Origin of the sequence: Pseudomonas sp. PvP001, from assembly GCF_040546375.1 — a bacterium.
In the GTDB taxonomy this organism is placed as follows: Bacteria; Pseudomonadota; Gammaproteobacteria; order Pseudomonadales; family Pseudomonadaceae; genus Aquipseudomonas; species Aquipseudomonas coleopterorum.
Genome location: NZ_JBEPNQ010000001.1, coordinates 4,293,290 through 4,317,692, shown reverse-complemented (window position 1 = coordinate 4,317,692; position 24,403 = coordinate 4,293,290). Strand labels below are relative to the sequence as shown.

Below are 24,403 nucleotides of genomic sequence, written 5' to 3'. Positions count from 1 at the left end.
CGCGTCCTTCAGGCACGGCGGGCGGCCCGCTTGCGGGCGTACATGGCACCATCGGCATCGGCAAGCAGACGCTTGACGGTGTCGTGGTGGGCCGGGTCGTATTCGATGCGGCCGACGCTGTAATCGATGGTGTAACGGCCCTGCAATCGAGCATTGGCCTGCGCCAGTGCCTCGTCCAGGCGAGTGATGACCGCATCGCTCGCGGCGGCATTGGAACCCAACAGCAGTGCGACGAATTCATCCCCGCCCATTCGCCCGATGATGTCCATTTCCCTGAGCACCTTGCGCAGCACCTGAGCGAACGTGAGCAACGCCCGGTCGCCTTCGGCGTGGCCGAAGGTGTCGTTGATGGCCTTGAAGCGATCCAGGTCGAAGAACAGCAGCGACGCGGGGGTGCCCATGCGTTTGCACATGCTCAGGGCGTGCTCGGCCAGGGCCTGGAACCCGCGACGGTTGGACAGTTGGGTGAGCTCGTCGATGCTGGCCAGTTGCAGGGCCGCGATCTCCCGCTCGGCCATGCTGGCCAGATCGCGCAAGAGGCTGCGCTCCTCGGCATCGAGCACGCGTGGCCGGGTGTCGAGCAGGCACAGGGTTCCGACGTTGTTGCCGTCGCCGACCTTCAGTGGGCAACCGGCATAGAAACGGATCCTGGGTTCGCCGGTGACCAGTGGATTGTCGTGGAAGCGCTCGTCGCTGCTGGCGTCCGGGATCATCAGGATCTGGTCGCTGAGAATGGCATGGGCGCAGAAGGACACATCGCGTGAGGTTTCGGTGGTCGCCAGGCCCTGGCAGGATTTGAACCACTGGCGATTGCTGTCGACCAGGCTGACCAGGGCGATGGGCACGTCGAAGAGTCGCTTGGCCAGACGTGTGAGACGGTCGAAACGCTCCTCGGGCTGGGTGTCGAGAATGTTCAGCGCATGCAGGGCGTGGACGCGTTCCTGTTCATTCGCAGGCTTGGCAGGCGCCAGCATTGGGAAGCTCCTCGTTGATTGCTGCCACTAGCCTAGCGTATGGGCCGGGAATTGACAGGGCATCAGGCGGTGGTACTGACCATGGAGCCGGCGGTGCTGCTGCCTGATTCCTGCATGGCTTGAAGCAAGGCGGCGGTAGCGGTCTGCAACCCTGCGGAGGTGGCGACGACCTGGGCCTGGATGGCGGCTACCGCAGCGGCCTTGCTCTCTTCGCTCTGCTGGCTGGCCTGGACACGAGCCATCTCCTGTTGTTGCTCTTGCAACTGTTTCTGCAGCTCGGCGATCTGCTTCTGCAGTTGCTTGATCGTGTCCGAGTTGCCACTGCTACTGCTGCTCTGACTGCCACCCGCCGCGCCAGGGCCACCGACCTGGGCGTCCGTCGGCGTTGCGGCCGGTGCGGCAGCGGCCTGCGTTGCATCGCTGTCGGCAGTGGCCGCGGGGGCGGCGGTGGTTGCGGCGAGCGCTGGGGTACGAATGCTCAGGTTGCTGGCGATGGTGCTCAAAGTGCTCATGGCGATCGTGTCCCGATAGGCTGTGACCGTTACATCGGCGCCGATCGGCCAGGCTTTAGGATGCGCCTGTGATTCGTCGGCCAATCGCGCGGGCAGGACGACTGGGCTCACGCCGATGGGGTCAGGTGGCGCAAGATGAAAAAAACTTCAACGAGCCCTGGGCCGATTGTTGTCACAATGCCGCCATCCTCAGCAGAAATCATCGGGTAGAGACCAACATGACTCGCGTACTGACCATCGAAGACGATGCCGTGACCGCCAGGGAAATCGTGGCGGAACTGAGCAGCCACGGCCTGCAGGTCGACTGGGTGGACAACGGCCGCGAGGGGCTGGTCAAGGCGGTGAGCGGCAACTATGACGTGATCACCCTGGACCGGATGCTGCCGGAGCTCGACGGACTGGCCATCGTGACCACCCTGCGCACCATCGGTGTGAGCACGCCGATCCTGATGATCAGCGCGCTGTCGGATGTCGACGAGCGAGTGCGCGGTCTGCGTGCCGGTGGCGACGATTACCTGACCAAGCCGTTCGCCTCGGACGAGATGGCCGCCCGAGTCGAGGTGCTGCTGCGTCGCAACAACGCCGTGGCCGCCGCCGACAACACGCTGCGCGTGGCCGACCTGACGCTGGATCTGATGACCCGCGAGGCGTGCCGTGGCGAACAGGCATTGAACCTGCTGCCCACCGAATACAAGCTGCTGGAATTCCTCATGCGCAATGCCGGCCAGATCCTCACGCGCATGATGATTTTCGAGGAAGTCTGGGGCTATCACTTCGACCCGGGCACCAACCTGATCGACGTGCACATCGGCCGCTTGCGCAAGAAGATCGACCCACCGGGCACCGCACCGTTGATCAAGACCGTGCGAGGCTCCGGCTATGTCATTGCCGAACCTGTCTAAAGGCTGGCGCTCGTCCAGCAGTCGGCTGCTGGCGCTCTACAGCTTTCTGTTCGTGGCCTGGAGCAGCTTGCTCATGGGCGTGCTGTACTTCGAGGTCTCGGCCTATCTGGCCGATCTGGCGCGGCATTCGCTGATGCAGCGTCAACATCTGTTTTCGCGCTTTCACGGCGAAGCATTGAACGAGGCGCTGGCTGCCAGCGAAGCCTTCGACGACCGTACCTTCGACGCCTATGGTCTGTTCGATCTGCAATTGCGGCCGTTGTCCGGCCAGTTGCTGCAGGTGCCGCGAGGTCTTCCACTGGACGGGCGCATCCATGACCTGAACAGTTGCGTGGACAGCGACAATCCGCAAATGCCGCAGAACAGCTGCGACGCGGTGGCGATGCGCACCCTGGATGGCCGCTGGCTGGTGCTGGTACGCGACAACGGCTCGTTGTTCGCGGTCACTCACATCATTCTGCGAGCGCTGCTGTGGGGCATTTCCCTGACGATCATTCCCGGCATTGCCGGCTGGCACCTGTTACGGCGCAGGCCGTTGCGGCGCATCCGCGCCATCGAAGCGAGCGCCGATGCAATCGTGGCCGGTGATCTGACTACCCGCCTGCCGCTGTCGGACCGGCGCGACGAACTGGACATGCTGGCGGCCATCGTCAACGCGATGCTCGAACGTATCGAGCAACTGATGATCGAGGTCAAGGGTGTCTGCGACAACATTGCCCATGACTTGCGCACGCCCCTGACCCGCCTGCGTGCGCAGCTTTACCGTATCCAGCAGGAGGCGCCGGCGGATTCGCGCCAGGCGTTGCAACTGGATGAGGTGATCGCTGAAACCGACACGCTGATGGCGCGATTCCGTGGCTTGTTGCGTATCTCCGAAATCGAGGACCACCGCCGACGTTCGGGCTTCATTTCCTTCGACCCGCAACCCCTGCTGCACGAGCTGCACGACTTCTATCTGCCCCTGGCCGAAGACGAGGGCATCAATCTGCGCCTGGACGTGCCGAACACGCTGCCAATGCTGCATGGTGACCGCGCGCTGCTGTTCGAGGCCGTGGGCAACCTGCTCAGCAACGCCATCAAGTTCACCCCGGCCGATGGCCTGGTGGTGCTGCGCGCCACGGCAGAGAACGGCGCCACGCGGCTGGAGATCAGCGACAGCGGGCCGGGCATCGCGCCCGAGGAACGTGAGGCGATCTTTCAACGTTTCTATCGCTGCGAGGGCGATGGCCAGCACAGCGGTTTCGGGCTGGGGCTGTCGATCGTCGCGGCAGTGGTGAAGCTGCACGGATTCACCCTTGAGGTGGGCAGCAGCGAACAAGGTGGCACGCGGATGACCCTGTGGTGCCGACAAAGCAAGGCATTGGTGTGACCATGAACCTGCTCTATATCAGCGATAAGCCCGATCCGACCCTGCAACAGGGGTTGGCGGAACACCCTACGGCCCTGAGCACGGTCGGCACGGCCGCCGCAGCGCAGGCACTGGCGCAGGAACGGTACGGCTTCATCGTCCTGGCGCTGGAACGATCCGGCGATGGCCTGCTGCAACATTGCCTGGCGAACCGGGGCGATGCTGCGGTGATGGTACTGCTGGCCGACGACGACCGGCTGGCGCGCATCGCTGCGCTGCGCGCCGGTGCCGATGCGTGCCTGGCGCAGCCGGTGGCCCCCGCCGAGGTGCTGGCGCGCCTGCAGGCCTTGGCTCGGCCGCGTCCCCGGGCGGCGGCGCTACCGCCATCGCGTCTGTGGCTGTCACCTTCGCGGCTGATGGTTGGGCGAGGTAAACGTCAACAGAGCCTGACGGTGAGCGAGCATCGCTTGCTAGCCATGCTGGCGAGCACCCCCGGCGCGGTCAGCCGGGAGTCCATCGAGCAGCAGCTATGGGGCACGGGCCTCGAGCCCAGGACCGCACTGATCGAGCGCCACGTGTGCAACCTGCGCCGCAAGCTCGCACAGCTGGACTGCCCGCAGGCGTTGCAGACCCTGCGCGGTTTCGGCTACAGCCTGGCCGAACCCCTGGTACTGCGCGCGGATTGAGCATGCCGATCAGGCTCAGCGTGCGCGGGCCATGCAGCGGGTGTAGCGCTCGTCGACGCGCTGGGCGAACCAGGCGGTGGTCAGGTTGCGGGTGATCTTCGGACTCTGCAGCTTGATGCCGGGCAGGATCGCGCGTGGTATCGGTTTGCCAGCGGCCTTGTCGGCCAGGGCAAAGGTACGCTGGTAAAGCGTGGTCTTCTCGAAATCCACGGTCTCCCCCTCTTCCAGAGCACGGCGAATGTCGCGGTCGCTCATGTTCAAGCGGTTGCCCAGCCCCCGCACGGCCAGCTCGGTATTGCTCGCGGCGCTGGAGTCGTAGCGGATCAGGTCACCGTCGAGCGCCAGGCGGCTGGCGGACAGCTGGTTCACGGCGTTCTGGAACGCGGCGTTGCGGCTGGCGTACCAGCCGGCGTTGAAGTCGGCGAAGCGATACAGCGGTCGTTCATAGCTGGCCGGGTAGCCGAGCAGATGGGCAATGCCGAAGTACATGCCGCCGCGCCGGGTGAACACTTCGCGGCGTATCGAGCCGTCCACCGTGTAGGGGTAGCCCGCCCGGTGTTTCTCGGCGAAGTCGATGCTGACCTGCATCGGCCCGCCGGTACGCACCGGGTTGAAGGTGCCGAACAGCTGTCGGCCCAGGGGCACCATGCCGGTGAAGTCATCGAAGATTTCGCTGAGCTGTTTCTCCGAGCGCGCGGCTTCCAGCCGCTGCGCATAGGTTTTACCGTCGCCCGAGCGGATGCCCAGGGCAGTGTCGACGAGAAAACCGGGCACATGCACGCGCCCTGCGCGGCGGTCGATTTCCTGGCGGGCGATCTTGCCCAGGCCCGGTACGCTGGGGTCGACCTGAAAGGTGGATTCCTGCTCAGCTACCGCCAGTATTGCGCAGAGGTTGTCGTCGGTGCCGGCGATGTCCTGCACCTTCAGGGCGGTTTCGATATCGGCGGCCCAGCCCTCACGGTCGGTGACCTTGCCGGGCAACAGCTGCACGAGCTTGGCGCGCACCTGCTCGGACGAAGGCGCCGGGGGTTGGCCGGCGCGCTGGGTGGAACAGGCGGCGAGCAGTACAAGGAGGATGCTCGGTGCGCCATGGCGCACGACGAGCCGACTTCTGGACATGTAAGGCCTTGGGAACGGATGAATTCGCGCCAGTATGGACGAGCACCCGGCCTGTCGACAGCCCCTGTGCAAATCACCTGCACCATGGCTATGCTGCGGGTCATGAACATGGCCCCTGTCGCTCGCCAACCCTGCCCACCCGGCGCTTGCATCTGCGAGCGCGAACGGCTGCACGCGTTACCCGACGCCGACTTGCGCATCCTGCGCCTGACTCGCGAGGAAGAGAAACGCCTGCTCGAACGCCTGGAGAACGTGGAAAGCCTGGAGGAGCTGCGGCGCCTGCAACAACGCATCTTCGAGCAGCTCGGGCTGCGCGTGGAAGTCACGCCAGGCGCGAGCACCGTGCGCAGCATGCGCGGCATTGCCATTCACATCGAGGCGTTGCCGGGACTGTGTCGCAAGACGCGGCAGTCGATTCCGGCGGCCATCCGTCGCGGCCTGGAAAAGAACCCTCAAGTGGCTTACAGGCTGCTGGACGCCCATGACCTGCTCGGTGGCTGAAGTCAGGCTGGCACGGAATCTGCTCTCTCCCCTCTCACTGATGACGAAGCGCCACGTTTTCGTCATTCATCTAGTTCAGACGGGGTTTGCATGGACACACGTTTTTCTTGCACCGGGTGCGGCAAATGCTGCAGCGACCACCACGTACCGCTGACCCTGGCCGAGGCGCGGCGCTGGGCGGAGGATGGCGGTCAACTGATCGTGTTGCTCGAAGCCTTCCTGGAAAACGGCCCCGGCCTGCACAGCCTCAACCTCAGCCACGCCCAGCAGGAACATGCCCGCCGTCGCTCGCTCCCGGTGCTGTGCGGCAGCGCGCCCGCCTACGTCTCGATCACCTTCGCAGCCTACAACCTGGGCCCCTGCCGGAATCTGAACGCCGACAACCGCTGCGGTATCTATGCCGAGCGGCCGCTGGTGTGTCGCATCTATCCGATGGAGATCAATCCGCACATCCCGCTGCGTCCGGACATGAAGGACTGCCCCAGCGAAGCCTGGGCCACGGGCCCTGCGCTGATCGCCGGCGGGCAGTTGGTGGACGCGCCGCTGGCGGCGCTGATTGAACAATCGCGCCAGGCCGACCGTGACGACATCGCTGCCAAGGCGCAGGTCTGCGCGCAGTTGGGCATTCATACCGCTGCGCTCAAGGGCGACGGCTTCACCACTTACCTGCCACAGCCCGCCGCGTTCCTTGCCGCGCTGCGCGAAGTCGACGATATGCCGATGCTGGAAGACAACTCGACGCGCTGGGACCTGCACATTCCGGACGAGGACCTGGCCCGGCGCCTGGCCGAAACTGGCGCGATGATCGCCGCCATCCTGGCCGACGACGCCATGTTCATCTCGCTGCGTCGCGCGGCCTGAATACCCGTTGTGGGTGGGTTCAGAGGTTACGCAACAGTACCCAGTAACCCAGGGCCATCAAGGCCCACCCCAGCAAGGGGTGAAAGATCAGGCGCCAGGCCCAGGCACGCGGATCGAAGCCGACCCCGTGCACGTATCCGGCGGCAATGCCCCACATCATCAGGCTCAGCAGGCCATGGCTGTAATGTCCCTGGGCATCGAGCAAGGCCACCGGGTGCAACAGCAACACCAGGCTGATCGGTCCGGCGAGCAGCAATGACAGCCAGCGCCAGCCGGGCGTGCGGAGCGCGGGCGCCGCTTCAGCGTTCATCCGCAGGGTCCTCGTCCAGGGCGTTGGAGGCTTCCAGCCACAGGGCGTTGATGATGCCCAGGCTGCACGCCAGCAGCACTCCCAGAATCCAGGCGAAATACCACATAGTCAGGCTCCTTCAGTAAAGGCTGTGCGCGTTCTGCTCGATCTGAGCGGTGGTGACCCGGCCCCACATGCGGCGGTAGCACCACAGCGTGTAGCAAAGGATCAAGGGCACGAAGATGCCTGCGGCGACCAGCATGATCAGCAGGGTCTTGTGGCTGGACACCGCGTCCCACACGGTCAGGCTCGACGCCGGATCCAGGCTGGAGGGCATGACGAACGGGAACAGCGCAAAGCCTGCGGTGCATAGCGTGCCGACGATCGCCAGGCTGCTGCCGGCGAAGGCCAGCGAGGCACGCCGGCCTGCGGCGGCCAACAGCGCCAGCACACCGCCAAGCATGCCCAGCACCGGCGCGATGGCCGTCAGCGGATGGCGCACGTAATTGCCCATCCAGCCTGGGTTGCCGCTGACGACCGTCTTGGCCAAGGGGTTGAGCGCCAGTTGCGGGTCCAGATTCGAACTGATCACCAGGCCTTGCACATGACCGCTCGCCAACCAGGCACCGGCGCCGCCGAAGGCCAGCACGAACAGTACCGCCATGGCCACGGCAGCCTGCCGGGCGCGTCCGGCGATCGCGCCTTCGGTGCGCATCATCAGCCAGGTTCCGCCGTGCAGGCTCAGCAGGCTCAGGCTGACCACGCCGGCGAGCACGCCGAAGGGGCTGAGCAGTTGCCAGAACGAGCCGTGGTAGCTGGAACGCAAGGTGTCGTCGAAGCGGAACGGCAGGCCCAGCAGCAGGTTGCCGAAGGCGACGCCGAACACCAGCGCCGGTACCACGCCGCCCACGAACAGGCCCCAATCCCAGCTCTGCCGCCAGCGCGTGTTGGCCAGCTTGCTGCGGTAATCGAAGCCCACCGGACGCACGAACAGGGCGAACAGCACCAGCAGCAAGGCCCAGTAAAGGCCGGAGAAGGCTGCGGCGTAGACCAGTGGCCAGGCTGCGAACAAGGCGCCACCGGCCGTGATCAGCCAGACCTGATTGCCATCCCAGTGCGGTGCGATGGTGTTGATCACCACACGGCGCTCGTTGTCATTGCGGCCGACGAAGGGCATCAGCACAGCGGCACCCAGGTCGAACCCGTCGGTCAGGGCAAAGCCGATCAGCAGCACGCCGACCAACACCCACCAGATCAACTTGAGATTCTCGTAATCGAACATCAGATGGCTCCCTGTAGCGGACCGTGGGGCAACGCCGCCCCGCGTTCGAAGTGATAGCGACCGGTGTGCAGGCTGCTCGGGCCCTGCCGGGTGAACTTGATCATCAGGTACATCTCGATCACCAGCAGCACGGTGTAGAACGCGGCCAGGGCCAGAAGCGATCCCCAGACGTCACCCGTGGAAAGACTCGACGCCGACAGGTGGGTGGGCAGCACTTCACCGATCGACCAGGGCTGGCGGCCGTGTTCGGCGACGTACCAGCCGGTCTGGGTCGCGACCCACGGCAACGGCAGGCTGAACAGCGCCCACTTGAGCAGCCAGGGTTTGCGTGTTTCGTCGCGGCGGATCGAGGCCCAGAAGGCGCAGATGAACAGCCCCAGCATCAGCACGCCGCTGAGCACCATGAGGCGGAAGGTCCAGAAGATCGACGCCACACCGGGGATCGAGTCCAGCGCGGCGGCCTCGATCTGCGCGTCGCTGGCGTCGACCACGGTGTCGGTGTACTTCTTCAGCAGCAGGCCATAGCCCAGGTCTTTCTTGACCTGATTGAAGGCGCTCAGGGTCTGTTCGCTGAGGTCGCCGCCACGCAGTTGCCCCAGCAGTGCGTAGGCCTGCATGCCATTGCGGATGCGTGCCTGGTGCTCGATCACCAGGTCCTTGATGCCGGTGACCTGCTTGTCCACCGAGCGGGTGGCGATGATGCCCATGACGTAGGGGATCTTCACCGCGTAGTCGGTGCGTTGTTCAGCCTGGTTGGGCAGGCCGAACAAGGTAAAGGCGGCTGGCGCCGGTTCGGTTTCCCATTCGGCTTCGATGGCGGCCAGTTTGGTTTTCTGCACGTCGCCGATCTCGTAGCCGGACTCATCGCCCAGCACGATCACCGAGAGGATCGACGCCATGCCGAACGCGGCGGCGATGGCGAACGAGCGCCGGGCGAAAGCGATGTCGCGGCCCTTGAGCAGGTACCAGCTGGAGATCGCCAGGATGAAGACCGCGCCGGTGACGTAGCCGGCGGCCACGGTGTGGACGAACTTGACCTGGGCCACCGGGTTGAACAGCAGGTCGCTGAAGCTGGTCAGCTCCATGCGCATGGTGACGAAGTTGAACTCGGCGCCCACCGGGTTCTGCATCCAGCCGTTGGCGATCAGGATCCACAACGCGGAAAGGTTCGAGCCCAGCGCCACCAGCCAGGTCACCGCCAAGTGCTGCTTGCGTGAGAGGCGGTCCCAGCCGAAGAAGAACAAGCCGATGAAGGTCGATTCGAGGAAGAACGCCATCAGCCCTTCGATGGCCAGCGGCGCACCGAAGATATCGCCCACGTAGTGGCTGTAATAGGCCCAGTTGGTGCCGAACTGGAATTCCATGGTCAGCCCGGTGGTCACGCCCAGGGCAAAGTTGATGCCGAACAGCTTGCCCCAGAACTGGGTCATGTCCTTGTACACCTGCTTGCCGGTCATGACGTAGACCGATTCCATGATGGCGAGCAGGAACGCCATGCCGATGGTCAGGGGCACGAACAGAAAGTGATAGAGCGCGGTCATGGCGAACTGCAGCCGAGAGAGGTCGACGACTGATTCGGAGATCATTTCAAGTTCTTCTCGAGAGGTGGGGAAGCGGAGCCGAGCACATGCTGGCCGACGGTGGTGCCGTCATCCTTGACGTCTACGCCCGCGTCGAACCACAGGCTGCGAATGCCCAGCAGCAGGACCAGCTTGATCAGCACAATCACGGCGATTTCCCGGGCGAGCGGTTTCTTGAGGAAGTCGAAGTGTCCGGACATGGGTGGCACTCGGTGTCGGGCGGGTCGGTAGGTGGGCGGATTTTCTGCCCGCACCGCCAGACGGCCATTGATCCAGATCAATGATTCTCGAGCGCCAAGCTGCGACCAAGCGCCACATCGGTTGGCTCAGGAAGGAACACCGCTTCCAGAGGATGTTGAAAAGAGCTAGGCAGTGGCGCAATTCATGACGTTATAATATAACTATAATCATCAATGGACTGCTGCACATGCGCTCACCTCGCTTCGCCCCCCTGGCCGGCTTCGCCTTCAGCGTGCTGGGCTTGCCCGCCTATGCCGAAACCCCGCCCGAGACCCTTGAACTGGAAGCCATCAGCGTGACCGCTGGCGGCGAGATGGAGACGGCCAATAGCCCGGTCACAGGCTACCGCGCCACGCGCTCGGGCAGCGCGACCAAGACCGACGCTGCGATCAAGGACATCCCCCAGGCCGTGAGCGTAGTCCCGGTACAGGTTCTTCAGGACCTGGGCAGCACCAACGTGGAGCGGGCCCTGCAATACGCAGGTGGGGTGTCCCAGCAGAACAACTTCGGCGGGCTGACCCTGTACGAATACAGCGTGCGCGGCTTCACCACCTCGGAGTTCTACCGCGACGGTTTCAGCGCCAACCGTGGCTACCCCGCTACACCGGACGTGTCTAGCATCGAGCGCATCGAGGTGCTCAAGGGGCCGGCCGCCAGCCTGTACGGGCGGGGCGACCCCGGTGGGACGGTCAACATCGTCAGCAAGAAACCGCAGGCCGACTCCTTCGCTCGCCTGTACGGCAGTGCCGGCTCATGGGATCGCTACCGCACCAGCCTGGACCTGAACACCCCGCTCGATGACGAAGGTCAGGTGCTCAGCCGCGTCAACCTGGCGGTGGAGGACAACCACAGCTTTCGTGACCATGTGCAGAGCAAGCGGTTGTACGTGGCGCCGTCGTTGAGCTGGCAACTGGATCCGGACACTTCATTGCTGGTGGAGACCGAACTGGTGCGGCATCAGTCGGTGTTCGACCGCGGTGTGGTGGCACCTGGCAACGGCTGGGGTGGCGGCTCGCGGCGGACCTTTCTCGGCGAGCCCAATGACGGTTTCATCGACAACGACAACAACCGTATCCAGGCCACGCTGGAGCACCGCCTCAGCGACGACTGGCAACTGCGCGTGGCCAGCCACTACAAACAGGGCGAGCTGAGCGGCGATGCCAGCGAGGCCCGCGCGCTCAACGCCGACGGACGCACCGTCAACCGCCGCTATCGCGAGCGCGACATGGATTGGCACGACAGCATCAGCCAGGTCGAGCTGCGCGGCTTTCTCGACACCGCCAGCGTGCAGCATGAACTGTTGATCGGCACCGAGTACGAGGATTACCGCAAGAACGAACGGGTGACCAACACAGCCGGTGCCTATCCCATCGACATCTTCAATCCGGTGTATGGTCAGGCCAAACCCACCGGCGCGCGTTCGGGCACCGACTTCCGCGAGCATGTGCGCAGCCACGCGCTGAACCTGCAGGATCAACTGGTCTTCAGCGAAAAGCTGCGCGGCATGCTCGGGGTTCGCTACGAGCATTTCGACCAGCGCATCGCCGACTACACCACTGGCAACCGCAGTACCCAGCGCCAGGACGCCTTCACCCAGCGTGCCGGCCTGCTCTACCAGCTCACGCCGCAATGGGGTGTGTTCGCCAATGCGTCCACCTCGTTCAAGCCCAACAACGGCCTGGATGCCAGTGGCAGGTCATTCGACCCGGAAGAAGGCATCGGCTACGAAGCCGGTTTCAAGGCCGAACTGTTCGACGAACGCCTGAGCGCCACCTTGGCAGCCTTCCACATCGACAAGGAGAACGTGCTGGCGCTGGACCCGACGAGCAACCTCAACCGGGCCATCGGCAAAGCCCGTAGCCAGGGCGTCGACCTGCAGTTCAGCGGCCAGCTGAGCGACGCGCTGCGTGTTATCGGCGCCTACGCCTGGATCGATGCCGAGGTGACCGAGGGCGACGCCAGCGTGCCCAAGGGCAGCCGCCTGCTCGGTGTGGCACGCAACAGCGCCAGCCTGCTGGGCGTCTATGAGTTTCAGGATGGCCGGCTGCGCGGTTCCGATATCGGTGCAGCGTTCACCTACGTGGGCGACCGGTCCGGGGAGTCGGGGGGCAATTTCGAGCTGCCCGCCTACCACACGGTCGATCTGCTGGCGCACTACAAGGCCAGCGACAAGGTCACCCTGGGCGTCAACCTGAACAACCTGTTCGACGAGAAGTACTTCGAGCGTTCCTACAGCAACTACTGGGCGATGCCGGGCGAACCGCGCAATCTGACCTTCAGCGTGGCGATGGATCTGTAGCCTGACGCGGCTCCTTCCCTGGAAGCCGTCGTGCCGGCGCTGGCCGGGTGGTCAGATGCGGAAACTGCCGACCAGCTGCTTGAGGCGCAACGCCTGCTGCTCGAGGTCGGCGCACGCGCGCAGAGTGGATTGCAGGTTCTCGACACCCTCCTGATTGAGGGTGTTGATCTCGGTGATATCGACGTTGATCGATTCCACCACCGAGGTCTGCTCTTCGGTGGCTGCGGCCACCGACTGGTTCATGCCGTCGATCTCGCCGATGCGCTGGGTCACGCTGACCAGACGTTCGCCGGCCTGGTTGGCGATGGTGACACTGGATTCGCTCTGGCCCTGGCTTTCGTTCATCAGGATGACGGCCTGGCGCGCTCCCACCTGCAACTGCTCGATCATGCCCTGCACCTGCTGGGCCGATTCCTGGGTACGGTGCGCCAGATTGCGCACTTCGTCGGCGACCACGGCGAAGCCGCGCCCTGCTTCGCCAGCCCGCGCTGCTTCGATGGCGGCATTGAGCGCGAGCAGGTTGGTCTGCTGGGAAATGCTGGTGATCACTTCCAGGATCTGACCGATGTTCACCGTGCTGGCATTGAGGCTTTCGATGTTGCCGCACGAGCCGCTGATTTTCTGCGACAGCAGATTCATGGCGCTGATGGTCTGGCCGACCACGGCCTGGCCATCGGCGGCCAGATTGCGCGCGGCACTGGAGTGCTGCGAAGCCAGGGCGGCGTTCTGGGCGATTTCCTGCGCGGCGGCGCCCAGTTCGTTGATGGCCGCCGCCACGCTGCTGGTGCGATTGGCCTGCTGATCGGAGTTGAGCATCGAAGAGTTCGAGGCGCTGACCACCCGCTGGGCCACTTCGTTGACCTGGCCGGTGGCCGAGGACACTTCGCGGATCGAGTCGTGGATACGCTCCACGAAACGGTTGAAGGACAGGGCCAGGGTGCCGAATTCATCGGCGCTGTGGATGCTCAGGCGACGGGTCAGATCACCCTCGCCCTCGGCGATGTCGTGCATGGCCCGGCCCATGGTATGAAGCGGCTGCATCAGCAGGCGAATCAGCATGCCCAGCAAGGCGATGATCAGGACCACGGCGACGATCGTGGCGATCACCGCCGAGCTGCGGAACTGGCTGAGCATGGCGTAGGCTTTGGCCTTGTCCATGCTCAGACCGATGTACCAGTCCACCGAAGGCAGGCCCTCGACCTTGGCGAAGGTGACGATGGAGACGCGGCCATCGCGTTCGACCTCGGTCACGTCATCGCCGATGCGCGGGGTGTGCTGCGGGTACACGTCCTTGAGAGATTTCATGACCAGCTGGCTGTCGGGATGAACCAGGATCTTGCCATCGCCGCTGACCAGAAAGGCGTAGCCACCGCCGTCGAAATCCAGCGAGTTGATGGTCTTGACCAGGGTGTCCAGGCTCAAGTCGCCACCCACGACGCCGACCGGCTGGCCGTTGCTGCTCATGGCGGGGGTAGCGATGGTGAGGATGGTCTTGCCGTTGGCGGCATCGATGTAGGGCTCGGTGAGAACGGTCCGACGCGCACTCATGGCATCGGTGTACCAGGGCCGCGTGCGCGCATCGTAGCCTTCGGGCATGGTGTCCGGTGGCTCCAGAAAGTAGTTGCCGGAGACGTCGCCCAGGTAGGCGAAATCAAAGTTGGCCAGCAGGGTTTTCTGCTTGAGCAACGCACCCACGGCCTCGGCAGTGGGGTTGAGGGCAACGCTCTCGGCCAGGGTTTCGGCCAGCAGAATACGACCCGAGAGCCAGTGCTGGATGTTGGTGGACGTGGCGCTGCCCATTTCGTGCAGGTAGCTTTCCAAGTCGTCGCGAATGGCGTTGCGCTGCAGATAATCGTTGTACAAGGTGAATAGCGCGAAGGCTGCAGTCACGATGAGCGAGGCGGCCAGGAGAATCTTGTGGCTGAATTTCAGGGTTTTGTGCATGGCCGATAGGTCCGCTGTGTAGTTGCAGGGGCTATCGGCACCGACTTGCCGCTATTGAATGAAATGAAACAGAAACGTAAATCGATTCATCTTTTCCGACTGGCGGTTATAGGGTCATCGGACAATGCCCGCCTGACCGGTACGCCGTTCGCACCACGGTATTAACGGACATACTATGACCCAGTGGGTGCAGCCGGTCGGCACGCCGACGTCGAGATACGTCCGCCAGGTGCGGCGCTTGAGGAAGTGAGAGGATGGTGATCGAACGCTACAACGGCTTCGCCCAGGCATTGCACTGGCTGACGGTCGCCGCGCTGTGCCTGGTACTGCCCTGTGTCTGGGTCGCGGAGAACTTCCCACCCGGCCCGGTGCGGGTGCTCTGGTACCTGGCCCATGAATCCATGGGCATCAGCGTCGGCCTGTTGGTGCTGATCCGGCTGACCTGGCGCTGGCGGCACCCAGCTCCGGCCTATCGTTCGGACATCGGCGCGTGCACCAGGATGCTCGCCCACTTGAACCATGGCCTGTTGTACGCCGTACTGCTGGCCATGCCGGTGACTGGCTACCTGATGGCGGGTAATGGCCAGGACGTGCCGTTCTTCGGCCTGGTATCGTTGCCTGGATTCGCCAAGAACGAGGACCTGGGCAAACTGGCCAACACCGTCCATGTGTGGGGCCAGTTTGCGGTGTACGGCCTGATCGTCATGCACGTGGCCGCCACGGTATGGCACGTGGCGGTGCGGCGCGACGGCATGCTCGAACGCATGCTGCCGCCGCAGCGCGACTGACGCTTGCGGCACCCCTGCCCTCAGCGCTGCCCCATGACGCCGACCTGGCCGAGCATCTGGGCGAATTGCTGCAGCGGCATCTTCTGACCGTTGAAATCCACCACGGCATCGCTGTAGCGCAGGGTAGCGCGCAAGTGTTCGCCTTCATCCTTGACCAGGCCCAGCATCTGCCCCAAGCCGGCAATGGTTGCAGTCAGATCACGTCCGGCCTGGGCCACCCGTGCCGGGTCGCTCTGCCCTTGCAAGCTGGCTTGCAGACTGCCCACGTCGGCCAGCATCGGCTTGGACACTTGCAGATCGGCCTGCAGACTGGCGATCAGCGCAGGCCAATAGGCAGGAGAGCCTGGTTGCGTCGGCGCCGGATTGGCCAGTTGCGCCGTCATGCTCAAATGGCTCTCACCGTGTTCGGTGGTCAGGCTCAACCGCTCCAGTTGCAAGCGGGGCTTGGCATCGAGCAGCCTGCCGATGACCGCGTCCAGTTGTTGGCGCTGTACCTGGGTCAAGCGCAGGGGCGGTAAGGTGCCATCAGACAGAGGTGTCTGCCACTGCGGGGCGATGACGGTTTGGTACAGATCGCCGAATTCGCGGCTGGCGGCGATGTCGAGGTTGGCCAGCTTGACGCTCATCTGCAGCGCGCCGACCGGGCGGCTGGCATAGTTCAAGGCGCCGACGCTGTAGCTGGCCTGGACATCCAGGTTGCCTTCGACTTCCTGCATCAGGCCGGAAGCGGAAAGATTTTCCACGCGTACGGGCGCAACATCGGCGCCTTGCAGGCTGGCCTGAGCCAGCTTGAGATCGGAGTGCCCCAGGTACAGGCCGGAGGCGCCCAGGGTGCCACCGGTGTCGAAACTCAGGCCTTTGAACTGCGCCTGGAGGCGTCCGGCCTGGCCTTCGATATCGGCGAGCAGTTCATCGCTCTGACCGGTCAGGCTGTAGCGGCTGGCGTCGGCGTTCAGCGTCAGGTGTGCATTCAAGCCGGAAAACCGGACGGTGTCATTGCCTTCGCGGGCGTCGAGCGGCAACAGTTGCAGGCGGGTATCGCTGGCACCGTCGTAGCCAAGGCTGACCTGACCGCGCAACGGCGACTGATTCCGGCTCATGGCGAACCAGGCCTGGGTATCGGCGTTACGCTCGAGCTCGAAGTTGCTGGCCGCCATCACCGGCATGAGCCTGAAGGCCTTGAGGTGCGACCATGGCAGTGGCCCGTGTTCGATGTGATCGACCAGCAACAGCTCGCGGCTTTCAGGTCCACTGTCGCCCTGCAGGTTGTTGAGTCTGATGCGGTAGTGCGCCGTGCTGGTGAAGAAACGTCGGTCCAGCGACAGCAGTTCGATCTGCATGCCGGGTTGGCCGTCGACGTTGAAGGACGCCGCCAATTCCCGGTTGGCTTGCGTGATGGCAGTGCTCAGGACCGGCTCCAGCTGAGTGCCGGTGTACCAGGCCCCACCCACGGTGGCGGCTGCGGCCACGACTATGATGCCAGCGAGGATGCCTGTTGCTTTGTTCATGATCAGACTCGTTCGAAAGGGTGCCGAGCCAACGGGGCTCTGGCGCAAGACAGTGGCGCGCTCGGCATGAGGTTAGCACCTGCGCTTGGTGATCAGCCAGCCAGCGAGGTGAGCGCTGCGAAGGCAAAGGATACCGCCGGTGACTTTATTCGACATCGTCGATTTGGGCTGAATCTCTTTGCATATCCGTTACTTGTACGCAACAGTTTATGCCCTTTCGTCAGTCTTTTTTTCTTGGCACAGAACCCTTTCAAGTTGTATCAGTCGACTGTGTAGCCGCTTATGCATCTTTGAAGGTACGCCCCATGCCCACCGCCTCCATTCTGGTCCTCGAAGACGAAGATCTTATCCGTGATCTGCTGACGACGGTACTTGAAGATGCAGGCTTCAAGGTCACGGCATTTCAGACGGCCGACCAAGGTTGCGACTTTCTGGAAACCCATCCAGGCGAGGTCAACATGGTGGTCAGCGACATTCGCATGCCCGGAAAAATGGACGGCTACGATCTGAGCATGTTGGCCGCCGAGCGCTGGCCTGCCCTGCCGATCCTGCTCACTTCCGGTTTCTCCGGTCGCGACCTGGTGTTGGGGCCGAACGTCGAGTTCTTGCCCAAGCCCTGGACGAGCGAGCGGTTGCTGAACAAGGTCAACAAATCGCTGCATATTCATTGATGTGAGCGGTGCGCGAGCGTCTTGGATTCGAAACGGTGACCGATCAGTGGCACCGCGGGGGTTGATGACGCGGCTTGCGCCGCTGCTACAGGGGGATGGGGCAACCGGTCAGATTTGTGAGTCCCTGGCGAATGTGGCGGCCTGGCGGGTCATGTGGTCGAGTTGCCGGTCACGCTTTTTTTCGGCTTCGAGCATGGCCTTGCGGCCGTGCTGATTGAGCAGATAGGCGTGAATCTGCCGTACTTCCAGTGACGCATAGATGGGCGCCACGTCCAGTACCGCAATGGGCTGATCGGTCGTTTCACCGTCACTGCTCAGCTTGACCTGCGGTCCTTGCGCGCCGATCACCTGAAACCCCATGTTTTCGAACCACGACACCTTGCTCACCACGCAGGCCAATTCCACATGGGCATGACGCTGCTTGATCACATCGAGCAAGGCCCTCGCCACGCCCCTGCGACGTTTCGATGCGCGTACTGCCATGTAGGCCACGGTACACACCGAAGGGTCGTGCTCGGCGCGCAGGAACAAGGCGAACCCGTCCAGCGTTTCCGGCTGCGCTTCGTCGAATGCCAGGACCAGTTCCGGTCGCGCCTCACGACCGCCCGACATCGCCTCCAGATACTGATGCACTTCGTAGCCGACACCGTACTGGTAGAGCTGATAGAGCGGATTGCTCGGGGTGATGCCCAGACTGCTGATGTCGGTGAGATAGTCGACGACCATCTGCAGCAGCTGACTTTTGATGTCCTCGGACGGCGCGGAACGGGAATGGTGGATCAGTGACATCGGTGGCAGGGCTCCGGCAGGATGCTCGCAAGTGAAAGAGCGCCATGATAAACCCTGATCCGCGCCGATCGACAGCGCAGCGAGACCGCCCGAATCGCGAGGAGGCGTTTCAGCCTCGCCCCACGAACGGCATATTGGTGGCCATCACGGTCATGTTCAACACGTTCGCCGACAGCGGCAGCTTGGCGATGTAACGAACTGCATCGACCACATGCTCCATGTCGACCATGGGTTCGACGGCGATGTCGCCATTGGCCTGGCGTACACCCTTGGTCATGCGTGCCGACAGTTCGGTCAGGGCATTGCCGATATCGATCTGGCTGCAGGCGATGTTGAACTCGCGGCCATCGAGCGCCAGGCTTTTGGTGATGCCGAGCACGGCGTGCTTGCTGGCGGTATAGGGCATGCTGAAACTGCGTGGCGTGTGCGCCGAAATCGAACCGTTGTTGATGATCCGTCCGCCTTGCGGTTGCTGGCGGCGCATCAGCCCGAACGCGGCGCGGCAGCATAGAAACACGCCGGTGACATTGGTCTGCAGAACGTCGGCCCACTTGACCACGTCCAGCTCGTCGATCGGCACCGCAGGGGCGCCAATGCCCGCATTGTTGAAAATCACATCGAGGCGCCCGTACGTCTGCTCGACCTTGGCGAACAGAGCGTCGACGCTGCCGCTGTCGCGGACGTCTGCCGCCACTGCCAGGGCTTCACCGCCCTGCTCTGCGATCTGCTGCGCCACCGCCTGCACGGCGTCCAGGCGTCTGCCCGCCAGCACCACACAGAAACCATCGGCTGCCAGCCCCAGGGCGGTCGCCCGGCCGATGCCGCTGCCGGCGCCCGTCACCAACGCTATTCTCTTCGACATGCTTGTTCCTCTGGTTTGGGGTCAGTTGCTGTCCGCCGCCCGCCCCTTGCGTTCTTCGATCATCTGCGCACCGCTCTGCTGGCGCTGCTGTTGCAAGGTGTCGGTCGTGTCCGACGGTGAGGAGGACGTGGGCTCTTGGATCGTACTCGAACTTCGGGTGGCCGGGGCGCGATTCATGCTGCTGGACGGGTTGCGTGTGGTATTGGCCTGGGGCTGCGCAGTGTTGGCTGCCGGGGCCGTATTCACGGTCGAACCGCCCCCGCCACCCGACGCAGGACTCGAGGCGCTGAGCCCGGTTGCGGCACCGACGCCGCATGAGGCCGACAAGAGCATGCCGATCACCCCGCTGTATTTCAGGGCACGAAAAAGCGTGTTCATGGGTATCTACCTTTGGCTGTGACGCGGTGGCTTTCCTGTTGTAGCTGAGCCCGTGGCTCATCCGTAGTTCCCCAAGCCCGATGGCGGTTGTTGGCCTGAGAGCGGCTGGCTGGGTTACCCTTGTCCCGTCACACGTACTTATCAAGATGTTTCCACAAGGATCGAACAATGTCCGAGCCGGCGAAAAACCGCGCCACTCATCAGACCCATTGCAAGGACTGCAGCCTGGCGCCCCTGTGCCTGCCCCTGTCGCTGGAACTGGCCGACATGGATGCGCTGGACGATATCGTCAAGCGCGGCCGCCCGCTGAAGAAAGGCGAGTTCCTGTTTCGCCAGGGCGAAGCCTTCGATGCCGTGTACGCGGTGCGTTCAGGTGCGTTGAAGACGTTCAGCCTGAGTGACAACGGTGAAGAGCAGATCACCGGTTTTCATCTGCCCAGCGAACTGCTGGGACTGTCCGGGGTGGACAGCCAGACGTACCCGGTGACCGCGCAGGCCCAGGAAACCACTTCGGTGTGCGAGATTCCCTTCGAGCGTCTGGACGAGCTGTCGGTGCAACTGCCGCAGTTGCGTCGCCAACTGATGCGGGTGATGAGCCGCGAGATCCGCGACGACCAACAGATGATGCTGCTGCTGTCGAAGAAGACCGCCGACGAGCGCATCGCCACCTTTCTGGTCAACCTGTCGGCTCGGCATACCGCCCGCGGCTACTCGGCCGTGCAGTTTCGCCTGAGCATGTCGCGCAACGAAATCGGCAACTTTCTCGGCCTGGCGGTGGAAACAGTGTCGCGGGTGTTCACCCGTTTCCAGCAGAACGGCCTGCTTGAAGCCCACGGAAAGGAAGTGCGCATCCTGGATGCGCAGCAACTATGCGCGGTGGCCGGTGGCACCCTAGGGTCTGTGTGAAAAGTCTTGAGACGAAGGTCAGGCAAGGCGAAAACAGCCGAGGAAGCGGAGTTTACGGGTTGTAAATGAGCATTCCGAGGCTGTTTTCAACGCAGCATCACCGAGTATCAAGGCTTTTCACACACAGCCTAGTCAAATGACCGCAGCCGGCGGGGCAGTACTGGCCAGCGGTGAAGGTTATACTGCGCCATCCCTGCCCTTCCAGAGCTAAGACCGATGGTTTTCGACGAACACAGCTTCAAGTCCCTGATCCGCCCCGTACCGGATTTCCCCAAGCCCGGCGTGGTGTTTCGCGACATCACCCCGTTGTTTCAATCACCCAAGGCCCTGCGCCTGGTAATCGACAGTTTCGTGCACCGCTACATCGACGCTCAGTTCAGCCACATCGGCGCGATGGATGCGCGTGGTTTTCTGATCGGCTCCATCGTCGCCCATGAGCTGAACAAGCCGCTGATCCTGTTCCGCAAGCAAGGCAAGCTGCCGGCGGACGTGCTGTGCGAGGGTTATCAGACCGAATACGGCGAAGCGTTTCTGGAAGTGCACGCCGACAGCCTCTGCGAAGGGGACTCGCTGGTGCTGTTCGATGACCTGATCGCTACCGGCGGCACACTGATCGCGGCGGCCAATCTGGTTCGGCGGATGGGCGCGGAGGTGTTCGAGGCGGCGGCCATCATCGACCTGCCCGAACTGCAAGGCTCGCAGCGTCTTCGGGACGCCGGAGTCGGTACCTTCTGCCTGACCCGCTTCGCCCTCGACGAGCGCTAGGCGCTCTGCGCAGCCGCGCTGCGACGTCCCACCACACGTAATTCGATGCAGTCCCCTGCGGGATGTTGCGGTCCAACGCCACAGCATCCATTCAAAACGGGAGACAACATGACTCATTCTGCATTGGTGGTAGGCGCCAGCGGCATCGTTGGCAGCGCGACTTCGCGGCTGCTGCTCGACCAGGGTTGGCAGGTTGCCGGATTGGCGCGCAAGCCAGCCGTGGCCGAGGGTGTCACCCCTGTCCAGGCTGACCTGATGGACCCGGCTTCACTGGCCACGGCGCTGGCCGGGCTCAAGCCCACCCACGTCTTTTTGACCACCTGGGCCCGCCAGGACACCGAAGCGGAGAACATCCGCGTCAACGCCGCCATGGTGCGCAATGTGCTCGACGCCTTGCGCGCGGCTGGAAGCGTCAAGCACGTGGCCCTGGTTACCGGTCTCAAGCACTACCTGGGCCCGTTCGAAAACTACGGCAAGGGCAGCCTGCCGCAGACCCCGTTTCGTGAGGAGCAGGGTCGCCTGGACGTCGAGAACTTCTATTACGCCCAGGAAGATGAAGTGTTCGCCGCCGCCGAGCGCGATGGTTTCACCTGGAGCGTGCATCGCCCTCACACCATTACCGGTGTGGCTGTAGGCAACGCCATGAACATGGCGACCACCTTGGCGGTGTATGCCGCCATCTGCAAAGCCACCGGCCGCCCGTTCGTGTTCCCCGGCTCGCGCGTGCAGTGGGACAGCCTGACCGACATGACCGACGCCCGTTTGCTGGCCAAACAGTTGCTCTGGGCCAGTACGACTCCCGCGGCGGCCAATCAGGCTTTCAACGTGACCAACGGTGACGTATTCCGTTGGAGCTGGATGTGGCAGCAGATCGCCGACTGGTTCGGTGTCGAGGCAGCGCCCTATCCGCAGCAGATCACGCCCCTGGCAGAGCAAATGACCGACGACGCCGAAGTATGGCAACAGTTGGCCCAGAAGCATGGCCTGCGCGAAGCGGATATCGATCGGCTGGTTTCACCTTGGCACACCGATGCCGATCTGGGCCGTCCGATCGAGGTGGTCACTGATGTGTCCAAGAGCCGTCGACTGGGCTTCACGGAATTTCAGGCCAGCGATCAGGCGTTCTTCGACGTGTTCGAGAAGCTGCGCAGCGAACGCCTGATTCCTTGAACGCTGTAGCAGCGGCGCGGGCCGCGTCGGCGACAGCTGGGGTATGCGCAGATAGTGCAGCACGAAAAAGCCCCCTGCAGCCTGGCTGCGGGGGGCTTTTTTTGCGCCTGATCCGTACAGCGCTCAGAGCATAGTGCCTTACGCCTTGCCCGAGCCCAGATCGGCCCCGGTGACTGGGTCCGCATCCGGATCGGACTCGGTGCGCAGCTTCATGGCTTCCAGTACATCCGCATCGTCTGCAGACAAGGTTACCGAAGCGCTGCCATCACCGCCGTCGACCGCAGGCTCGGGTGATTCGACGAACTCCCACTCTTCACCCTGATTCCACGGCCCACGTACGTTCGGCTCACCCGACATATTGAAATACTTGTTGGTGAATTCCGGCATGCCCGGCAACTTGCCCTGGGGAAAGTTGGGCTGAATGGAGTGCAAGGCTTTCTCGAATGACAATTGATGCGCTATTTCACGCGTCATCAAAAAGCCCAGCGCTTCTTTCACGCCTGGATCATCGGTCACATTCATCAACCGCTCGTAGACAATCTTCGCCCGCGACTCGGCGGCGATATTGGAGCGCATATCGGCAGTGGGTTCACCAATGGTATCGATATAGGCGGCCGTCCACGGCACACCGGCCGAGTTGACCAAGGGCGCACCGGCACCATAAAGCAGGCTGGTGATATGAGAGTCATTGCCAGCACCGTTAATGGCACGGTACAACTCGCCCTCTTCCTGCACGCCTTCGGCCAGTTGGCCTTTGGCGCCCTTGTTGAGCATGACGATGATCGAACCGACGATTTCCAGGTGGCTCAGTTCTTCGGTGGCGATGGACATCAGCAGGTCCTTGCGGCCCGGATCATCCTCGGCCAGAGCCTGGGTGAAGTAGCGCGCCGCAGCAGCCAGTTCGCCCTGTGCGCCACCGAATTGTTCCAGCAACAGGTTAGCCAGTCCGGGATTGGGTGCGGCAACGCGCACGGTGTATTGCAAACGCTTGTTGTGCAAGAACATTGTCAAATCCTCAGGCTATCTAATTATGCTATCGGGTCATGGATCGGCACACGGCAACTCCCGATAAACGAGAGCCACTGAAACAACGCCGTCCTAAGTAGGAAGATAGTTCGCCGAGTTAATGCCATTTATATTGGCCAGCCGGACGAAAGGTTATTTATAAAAGAATGACTGCTGGCACATTAGCATGGGTTTATCGTTTCAATAAGTGCGCAATGATAGTTATTCAGCCAGGCGCACACGTATTTATCGAACCCTTTAAATCAGGCATTCATCCACCGGCGTGAACTATTGAGAAGTAGCGGACGTCATCCGCTTGAGTGTCGCGGTAAACCTGTGCTCGGCAAGCTGTGCTTTGTGCCCTGTGCTCATTCCAATGATGGGAGAAAAGCAATGGATACGACGCAACGACCTGCCAGCGACGAGGCTGACGCCAATACGTCCGCAGGCAGCACGCCGCAAGAGCACCTGCAGGTGCTGGCCGACGAGGCTGGCGCTGCATTGAGCGACGCCAAGCAGCAGGGCGCCGAACAGTACGAACACCTGCGCGACCTGGCCACCGATCAGATCGATTCCCTGGTGGACAGCGCGCAATCGGCTGCTTCTGCGCTGGAGAGCAAGGACACCCTGGGTTTGTCGCAATACCTAGGTCAACTGGCATCAGGGCTTGGCACCTTTGCCGACCAGGTTCGCGACAAGAGCGCCGAAGAGCTTCTGCACAAGGGCGCGCAGTTGGCACGGGACAATCCGGCCGTGTTCCTGGCCGGCAGCGTGGCGATAGGCTTCGCGCTGTCGCGGTTCCTGCGCGCCAGCGCCAGCGCGCCGTCCACGCCAGGTTCGAGCTCGCCTGCGCCTTCCGACCTACCGCAATACCAGACCTCCGTGCCGCCATTGTCGGCCGATCCTGCCGCGGCCAGCGCCCCGGAACCGGCCACCCAGGCCGCCGTCAGTCCGCCGCTGGGCGGGACCACGCTGTACTCGACGCCCACGCCGCCACGGGAGGCTCTGTGATGAGCAACGATCC

General features: G+C 63.2%; 26 protein-coding genes. 12 read left to right on the top strand and 14 right to left on the bottom strand.

All coding sequences use genetic code 11. From position 1 onward, the window contains the following. Window positions 1-8: 8 nt before the first annotated feature. A complete protein-coding gene (locus ABMD26_RS19830) occupies window positions 9-974 on the bottom strand; it encodes a sensor domain-containing diguanylate cyclase (RefSeq protein ID WP_354311353.1) in 966 nt (321 codons plus the stop codon). A 62-nt stretch (window positions 975-1,036) separates the two neighbouring features. Continuing rightward, window positions 1,037-1,486 (bottom strand): hypothetical protein, encoded by a 450-nt coding sequence (locus tag ABMD26_RS19825; protein ID WP_354311351.1) that lies wholly within the window; start codon window positions 1,484-1,486, stop codon window positions 1,037-1,039. Window positions 1,487-1,704: 218 nt separating this feature from the next. On the opposite strand from ABMD26_RS19825, the gene ABMD26_RS19820 reads away from it, so the two are divergent. Genes ABMD26_RS19820 through ABMD26_RS19810 form a run of 3 tightly spaced genes read left to right on the top strand, consistent with a single transcriptional unit; the run spans window position 1,705 to window position 4,422 of the window. After that, a complete protein-coding gene (locus tag ABMD26_RS19820) occupies window positions 1,705-2,388 on the top strand; it encodes a response regulator transcription factor (RefSeq protein ID WP_049858732.1) in 684 nt (227 codons plus the stop codon). Next, entirely contained in the window at window positions 2,366-3,757 is a 1,392-nt protein-coding gene (locus ABMD26_RS19815; RefSeq protein ID WP_122743450.1) for a sensor histidine kinase, read from the top strand. Before ABMD26_RS19820 ends, ABMD26_RS19815 begins: the two co-directional genes overlap by 23 nt. Window positions 3,758-3,759: 2 nt before the next feature. Then, window positions 3,760-4,422: a response regulator transcription factor gene (locus ABMD26_RS19810; protein ID WP_354311348.1), complete on the top strand. Its 663-nt coding sequence runs from the start codon at window positions 3,760-3,762 to the stop codon at window positions 4,420-4,422. A gap of 15 nt (window positions 4,423-4,437) precedes the next feature. Here ABMD26_RS19810 and ABMD26_RS19805 read toward each other — a convergent pair whose 3' ends face one another. Continuing rightward, on the bottom strand, window positions 4,438-5,541 hold the full coding sequence (locus ABMD26_RS19805) for a DUF1615 domain-containing protein (protein WP_354311346.1): 1,104 nt from the start codon (window positions 5,539-5,541) through the stop codon (window positions 4,438-4,440). A gap of 102 nt (window positions 5,542-5,643) precedes the next feature. On the opposite strand from ABMD26_RS19805, the gene ABMD26_RS19800 reads away from it, so the two are divergent. Together ABMD26_RS19800 and ABMD26_RS19795 are read left to right on the top strand one after the other, a co-directional pair. Next, window positions 5,644-6,042 carry a hypothetical protein gene (locus ABMD26_RS19800; RefSeq protein WP_056843927.1) on the top strand — a complete coding sequence of 133 codons (399 nt, stop codon included), beginning with the start codon at window positions 5,644-5,646 and terminating at the stop codon, window positions 6,040-6,042. A gap of 90 nt (window positions 6,043-6,132) precedes the next feature. Next, window positions 6,133-6,903 (top strand): YkgJ family cysteine cluster protein, encoded by a 771-nt coding sequence (locus ABMD26_RS19795; protein ID WP_049858736.1) that lies wholly within the window; start codon window positions 6,133-6,135, stop codon window positions 6,901-6,903. A 19-nt stretch (window positions 6,904-6,922) separates the two neighbouring features. Here the strand turns inward: ABMD26_RS19795 and ABMD26_RS19790 are convergent, their stop codons facing one another. The 5 genes from ABMD26_RS19790 to cydP are packed head-to-tail and all read right to left on the bottom strand — an operon-like array spanning window position 6,923 to window position 10,254. Beyond that, complete coding sequence (locus tag ABMD26_RS19790; RefSeq protein WP_354311343.1) at window positions 6,923-7,213, bottom strand: cyd operon YbgE family protein; 291 nt, start codon at window positions 7,211-7,213, stop codon at window positions 6,923-6,925. After that, window positions 7,203-7,319: a cytochrome bd-I oxidase subunit CydX gene (cydX, locus tag ABMD26_RS19785; RefSeq protein WP_056843503.1), complete on the bottom strand. Its 117-nt coding sequence runs from the start codon at window positions 7,317-7,319 to the stop codon at window positions 7,203-7,205. Before cydX ends, ABMD26_RS19790 begins: the two co-directional genes overlap by 11 nt. 12 nt (window positions 7,320-7,331) lie before the next feature. Then, window positions 7,332-8,474, bottom strand: a complete 1,143-nt coding sequence (cydB, locus tag ABMD26_RS19780; protein ID WP_134723129.1) for a cytochrome d ubiquinol oxidase subunit II — start codon at window positions 8,472-8,474, stop codon at window positions 7,332-7,334. Beyond that, on the bottom strand, window positions 8,474-10,060 hold the full coding sequence (locus ABMD26_RS19775) for a cytochrome ubiquinol oxidase subunit I (protein WP_354311340.1): 1,587 nt from the start codon (window positions 10,058-10,060) through the stop codon (window positions 8,474-8,476). The genes cydB and ABMD26_RS19775 overlap by 1 nt, the downstream gene beginning before the upstream one ends. Further along, on the bottom strand, window positions 10,057-10,254 hold the full coding sequence (gene cydP / locus ABMD26_RS19770; protein WP_134723132.1) for a cytochrome oxidase putative small subunit CydP: 198 nt from the start codon (window positions 10,252-10,254) through the stop codon (window positions 10,057-10,059). The genes ABMD26_RS19775 and cydP overlap by 4 nt, the downstream gene beginning before the upstream one ends. 227 nt (window positions 10,255-10,481) lie before the next feature. Between cydP and ABMD26_RS19765 the strand changes: the two genes are divergently transcribed. After that, window positions 10,482-12,593, top strand: a complete 2,112-nt coding sequence (locus ABMD26_RS19765) for a TonB-dependent siderophore receptor (RefSeq protein ID WP_354311338.1) — start codon at window positions 10,482-10,484, stop codon at window positions 12,591-12,593. A 51-nt stretch (window positions 12,594-12,644) separates the two neighbouring features. Here ABMD26_RS19765 and ABMD26_RS19760 read toward each other — a convergent pair whose 3' ends face one another. Continuing rightward, window positions 12,645-14,537 (bottom strand): methyl-accepting chemotaxis protein, encoded by a 1,893-nt coding sequence (locus tag ABMD26_RS19760; protein ID WP_354311336.1) that lies wholly within the window; start codon window positions 14,535-14,537, stop codon window positions 12,645-12,647. Between the two features lie 254 nt (window positions 14,538-14,791). Between ABMD26_RS19760 and ABMD26_RS19755 the strand changes: the two genes are divergently transcribed. Continuing rightward, complete coding sequence (locus ABMD26_RS19755; RefSeq protein ID WP_134723135.1) at window positions 14,792-15,325, top strand: cytochrome b; 534 nt, start codon at window positions 14,792-14,794, stop codon at window positions 15,323-15,325. Window positions 15,326-15,345: 20 nt separating this feature from the next. On the opposite strand, the gene ABMD26_RS19750 is transcribed toward ABMD26_RS19755, so the two are convergent. Then, window positions 15,346-16,833 (bottom strand): YdgA family protein, encoded by a 1,488-nt coding sequence (locus ABMD26_RS19750; RefSeq protein WP_354311333.1) that lies wholly within the window; start codon window positions 16,831-16,833, stop codon window positions 15,346-15,348. A gap of 305 nt (window positions 16,834-17,138) precedes the next feature. Here ABMD26_RS19750 and ABMD26_RS19745 point away from each other — a divergent pair, with 305 nt between their 5' ends. Continuing rightward, window positions 17,139-17,504 carry a response regulator gene (locus ABMD26_RS19745; RefSeq protein ID WP_049858745.1) on the top strand — a complete coding sequence of 122 codons (366 nt, stop codon included), beginning with the start codon at window positions 17,139-17,141 and terminating at the stop codon, window positions 17,502-17,504. Between the two features lie 108 nt (window positions 17,505-17,612). On the opposite strand, the gene ABMD26_RS19740 is transcribed toward ABMD26_RS19745, so the two are convergent. The 3 genes from ABMD26_RS19740 to ABMD26_RS19730 all read right to left on the bottom strand — a co-directional run bounded on the left by ABMD26_RS19740 (window position 17,613) and on the right by ABMD26_RS19730 (window position 19,533). Then, a complete protein-coding gene (locus ABMD26_RS19740; protein ID WP_354311331.1) occupies window positions 17,613-18,293 on the bottom strand; it encodes a GNAT family N-acetyltransferase in 681 nt (226 codons plus the stop codon). 109 nt (window positions 18,294-18,402) lie between these two features. Then, window positions 18,403-19,155 (bottom strand): SDR family oxidoreductase, encoded by a 753-nt coding sequence (locus ABMD26_RS19735; protein ID WP_354311329.1) that lies wholly within the window; start codon window positions 19,153-19,155, stop codon window positions 18,403-18,405. A 21-nt stretch (window positions 19,156-19,176) separates the two neighbouring features. After that, window positions 19,177-19,533 carry a hypothetical protein gene (locus tag ABMD26_RS19730; protein WP_134723142.1) on the bottom strand — a complete coding sequence of 119 codons (357 nt, stop codon included), beginning with the start codon at window positions 19,531-19,533 and terminating at the stop codon, window positions 19,177-19,179. A gap of 168 nt (window positions 19,534-19,701) precedes the next feature. On the opposite strand from ABMD26_RS19730, the gene fnr reads away from it, so the two are divergent. From fnr to ABMD26_RS19715, 3 genes are all read left to right on the top strand, one after another. Beyond that, the gene (fnr, locus tag ABMD26_RS19725) at window positions 19,702-20,439 is read left to right on the top strand and encodes a fumarate/nitrate reduction transcriptional regulator Fnr (RefSeq protein ID WP_134723144.1); all 738 of its coding nucleotides are present in this window, start codon (window positions 19,702-19,704) and stop codon (window positions 20,437-20,439) included. Window positions 20,440-20,655: 216 nt separating this feature from the next. Next, complete coding sequence (locus tag ABMD26_RS19720) at window positions 20,656-21,204, top strand: adenine phosphoribosyltransferase (RefSeq protein WP_056843515.1); 549 nt, start codon at window positions 20,656-20,658, stop codon at window positions 21,202-21,204. A 108-nt stretch (window positions 21,205-21,312) separates the two neighbouring features. After that, entirely contained in the window at window positions 21,313-22,374 is a 1,062-nt protein-coding gene (locus ABMD26_RS19715; RefSeq protein WP_354311325.1) for an SDR family oxidoreductase, read from the top strand. A 138-nt stretch (window positions 22,375-22,512) separates the two neighbouring features. On the opposite strand, the gene ABMD26_RS19710 is transcribed toward ABMD26_RS19715, so the two are convergent. After that, window positions 22,513-23,379 carry a manganese catalase family protein gene (locus tag ABMD26_RS19710; protein WP_049858752.1) on the bottom strand — a complete coding sequence of 289 codons (867 nt, stop codon included), beginning with the start codon at window positions 23,377-23,379 and terminating at the stop codon, window positions 22,513-22,515. A 393-nt stretch (window positions 23,380-23,772) separates the two neighbouring features. Between ABMD26_RS19710 and ABMD26_RS19705 the strand changes: the two genes are divergently transcribed. Next, window positions 23,773-24,390, top strand: a complete 618-nt coding sequence (locus tag ABMD26_RS19705) for a hypothetical protein (RefSeq protein ID WP_354311322.1) — start codon at window positions 23,773-23,775, stop codon at window positions 24,388-24,390. Window positions 24,391-24,403 lie beyond the last annotated feature (13 nt).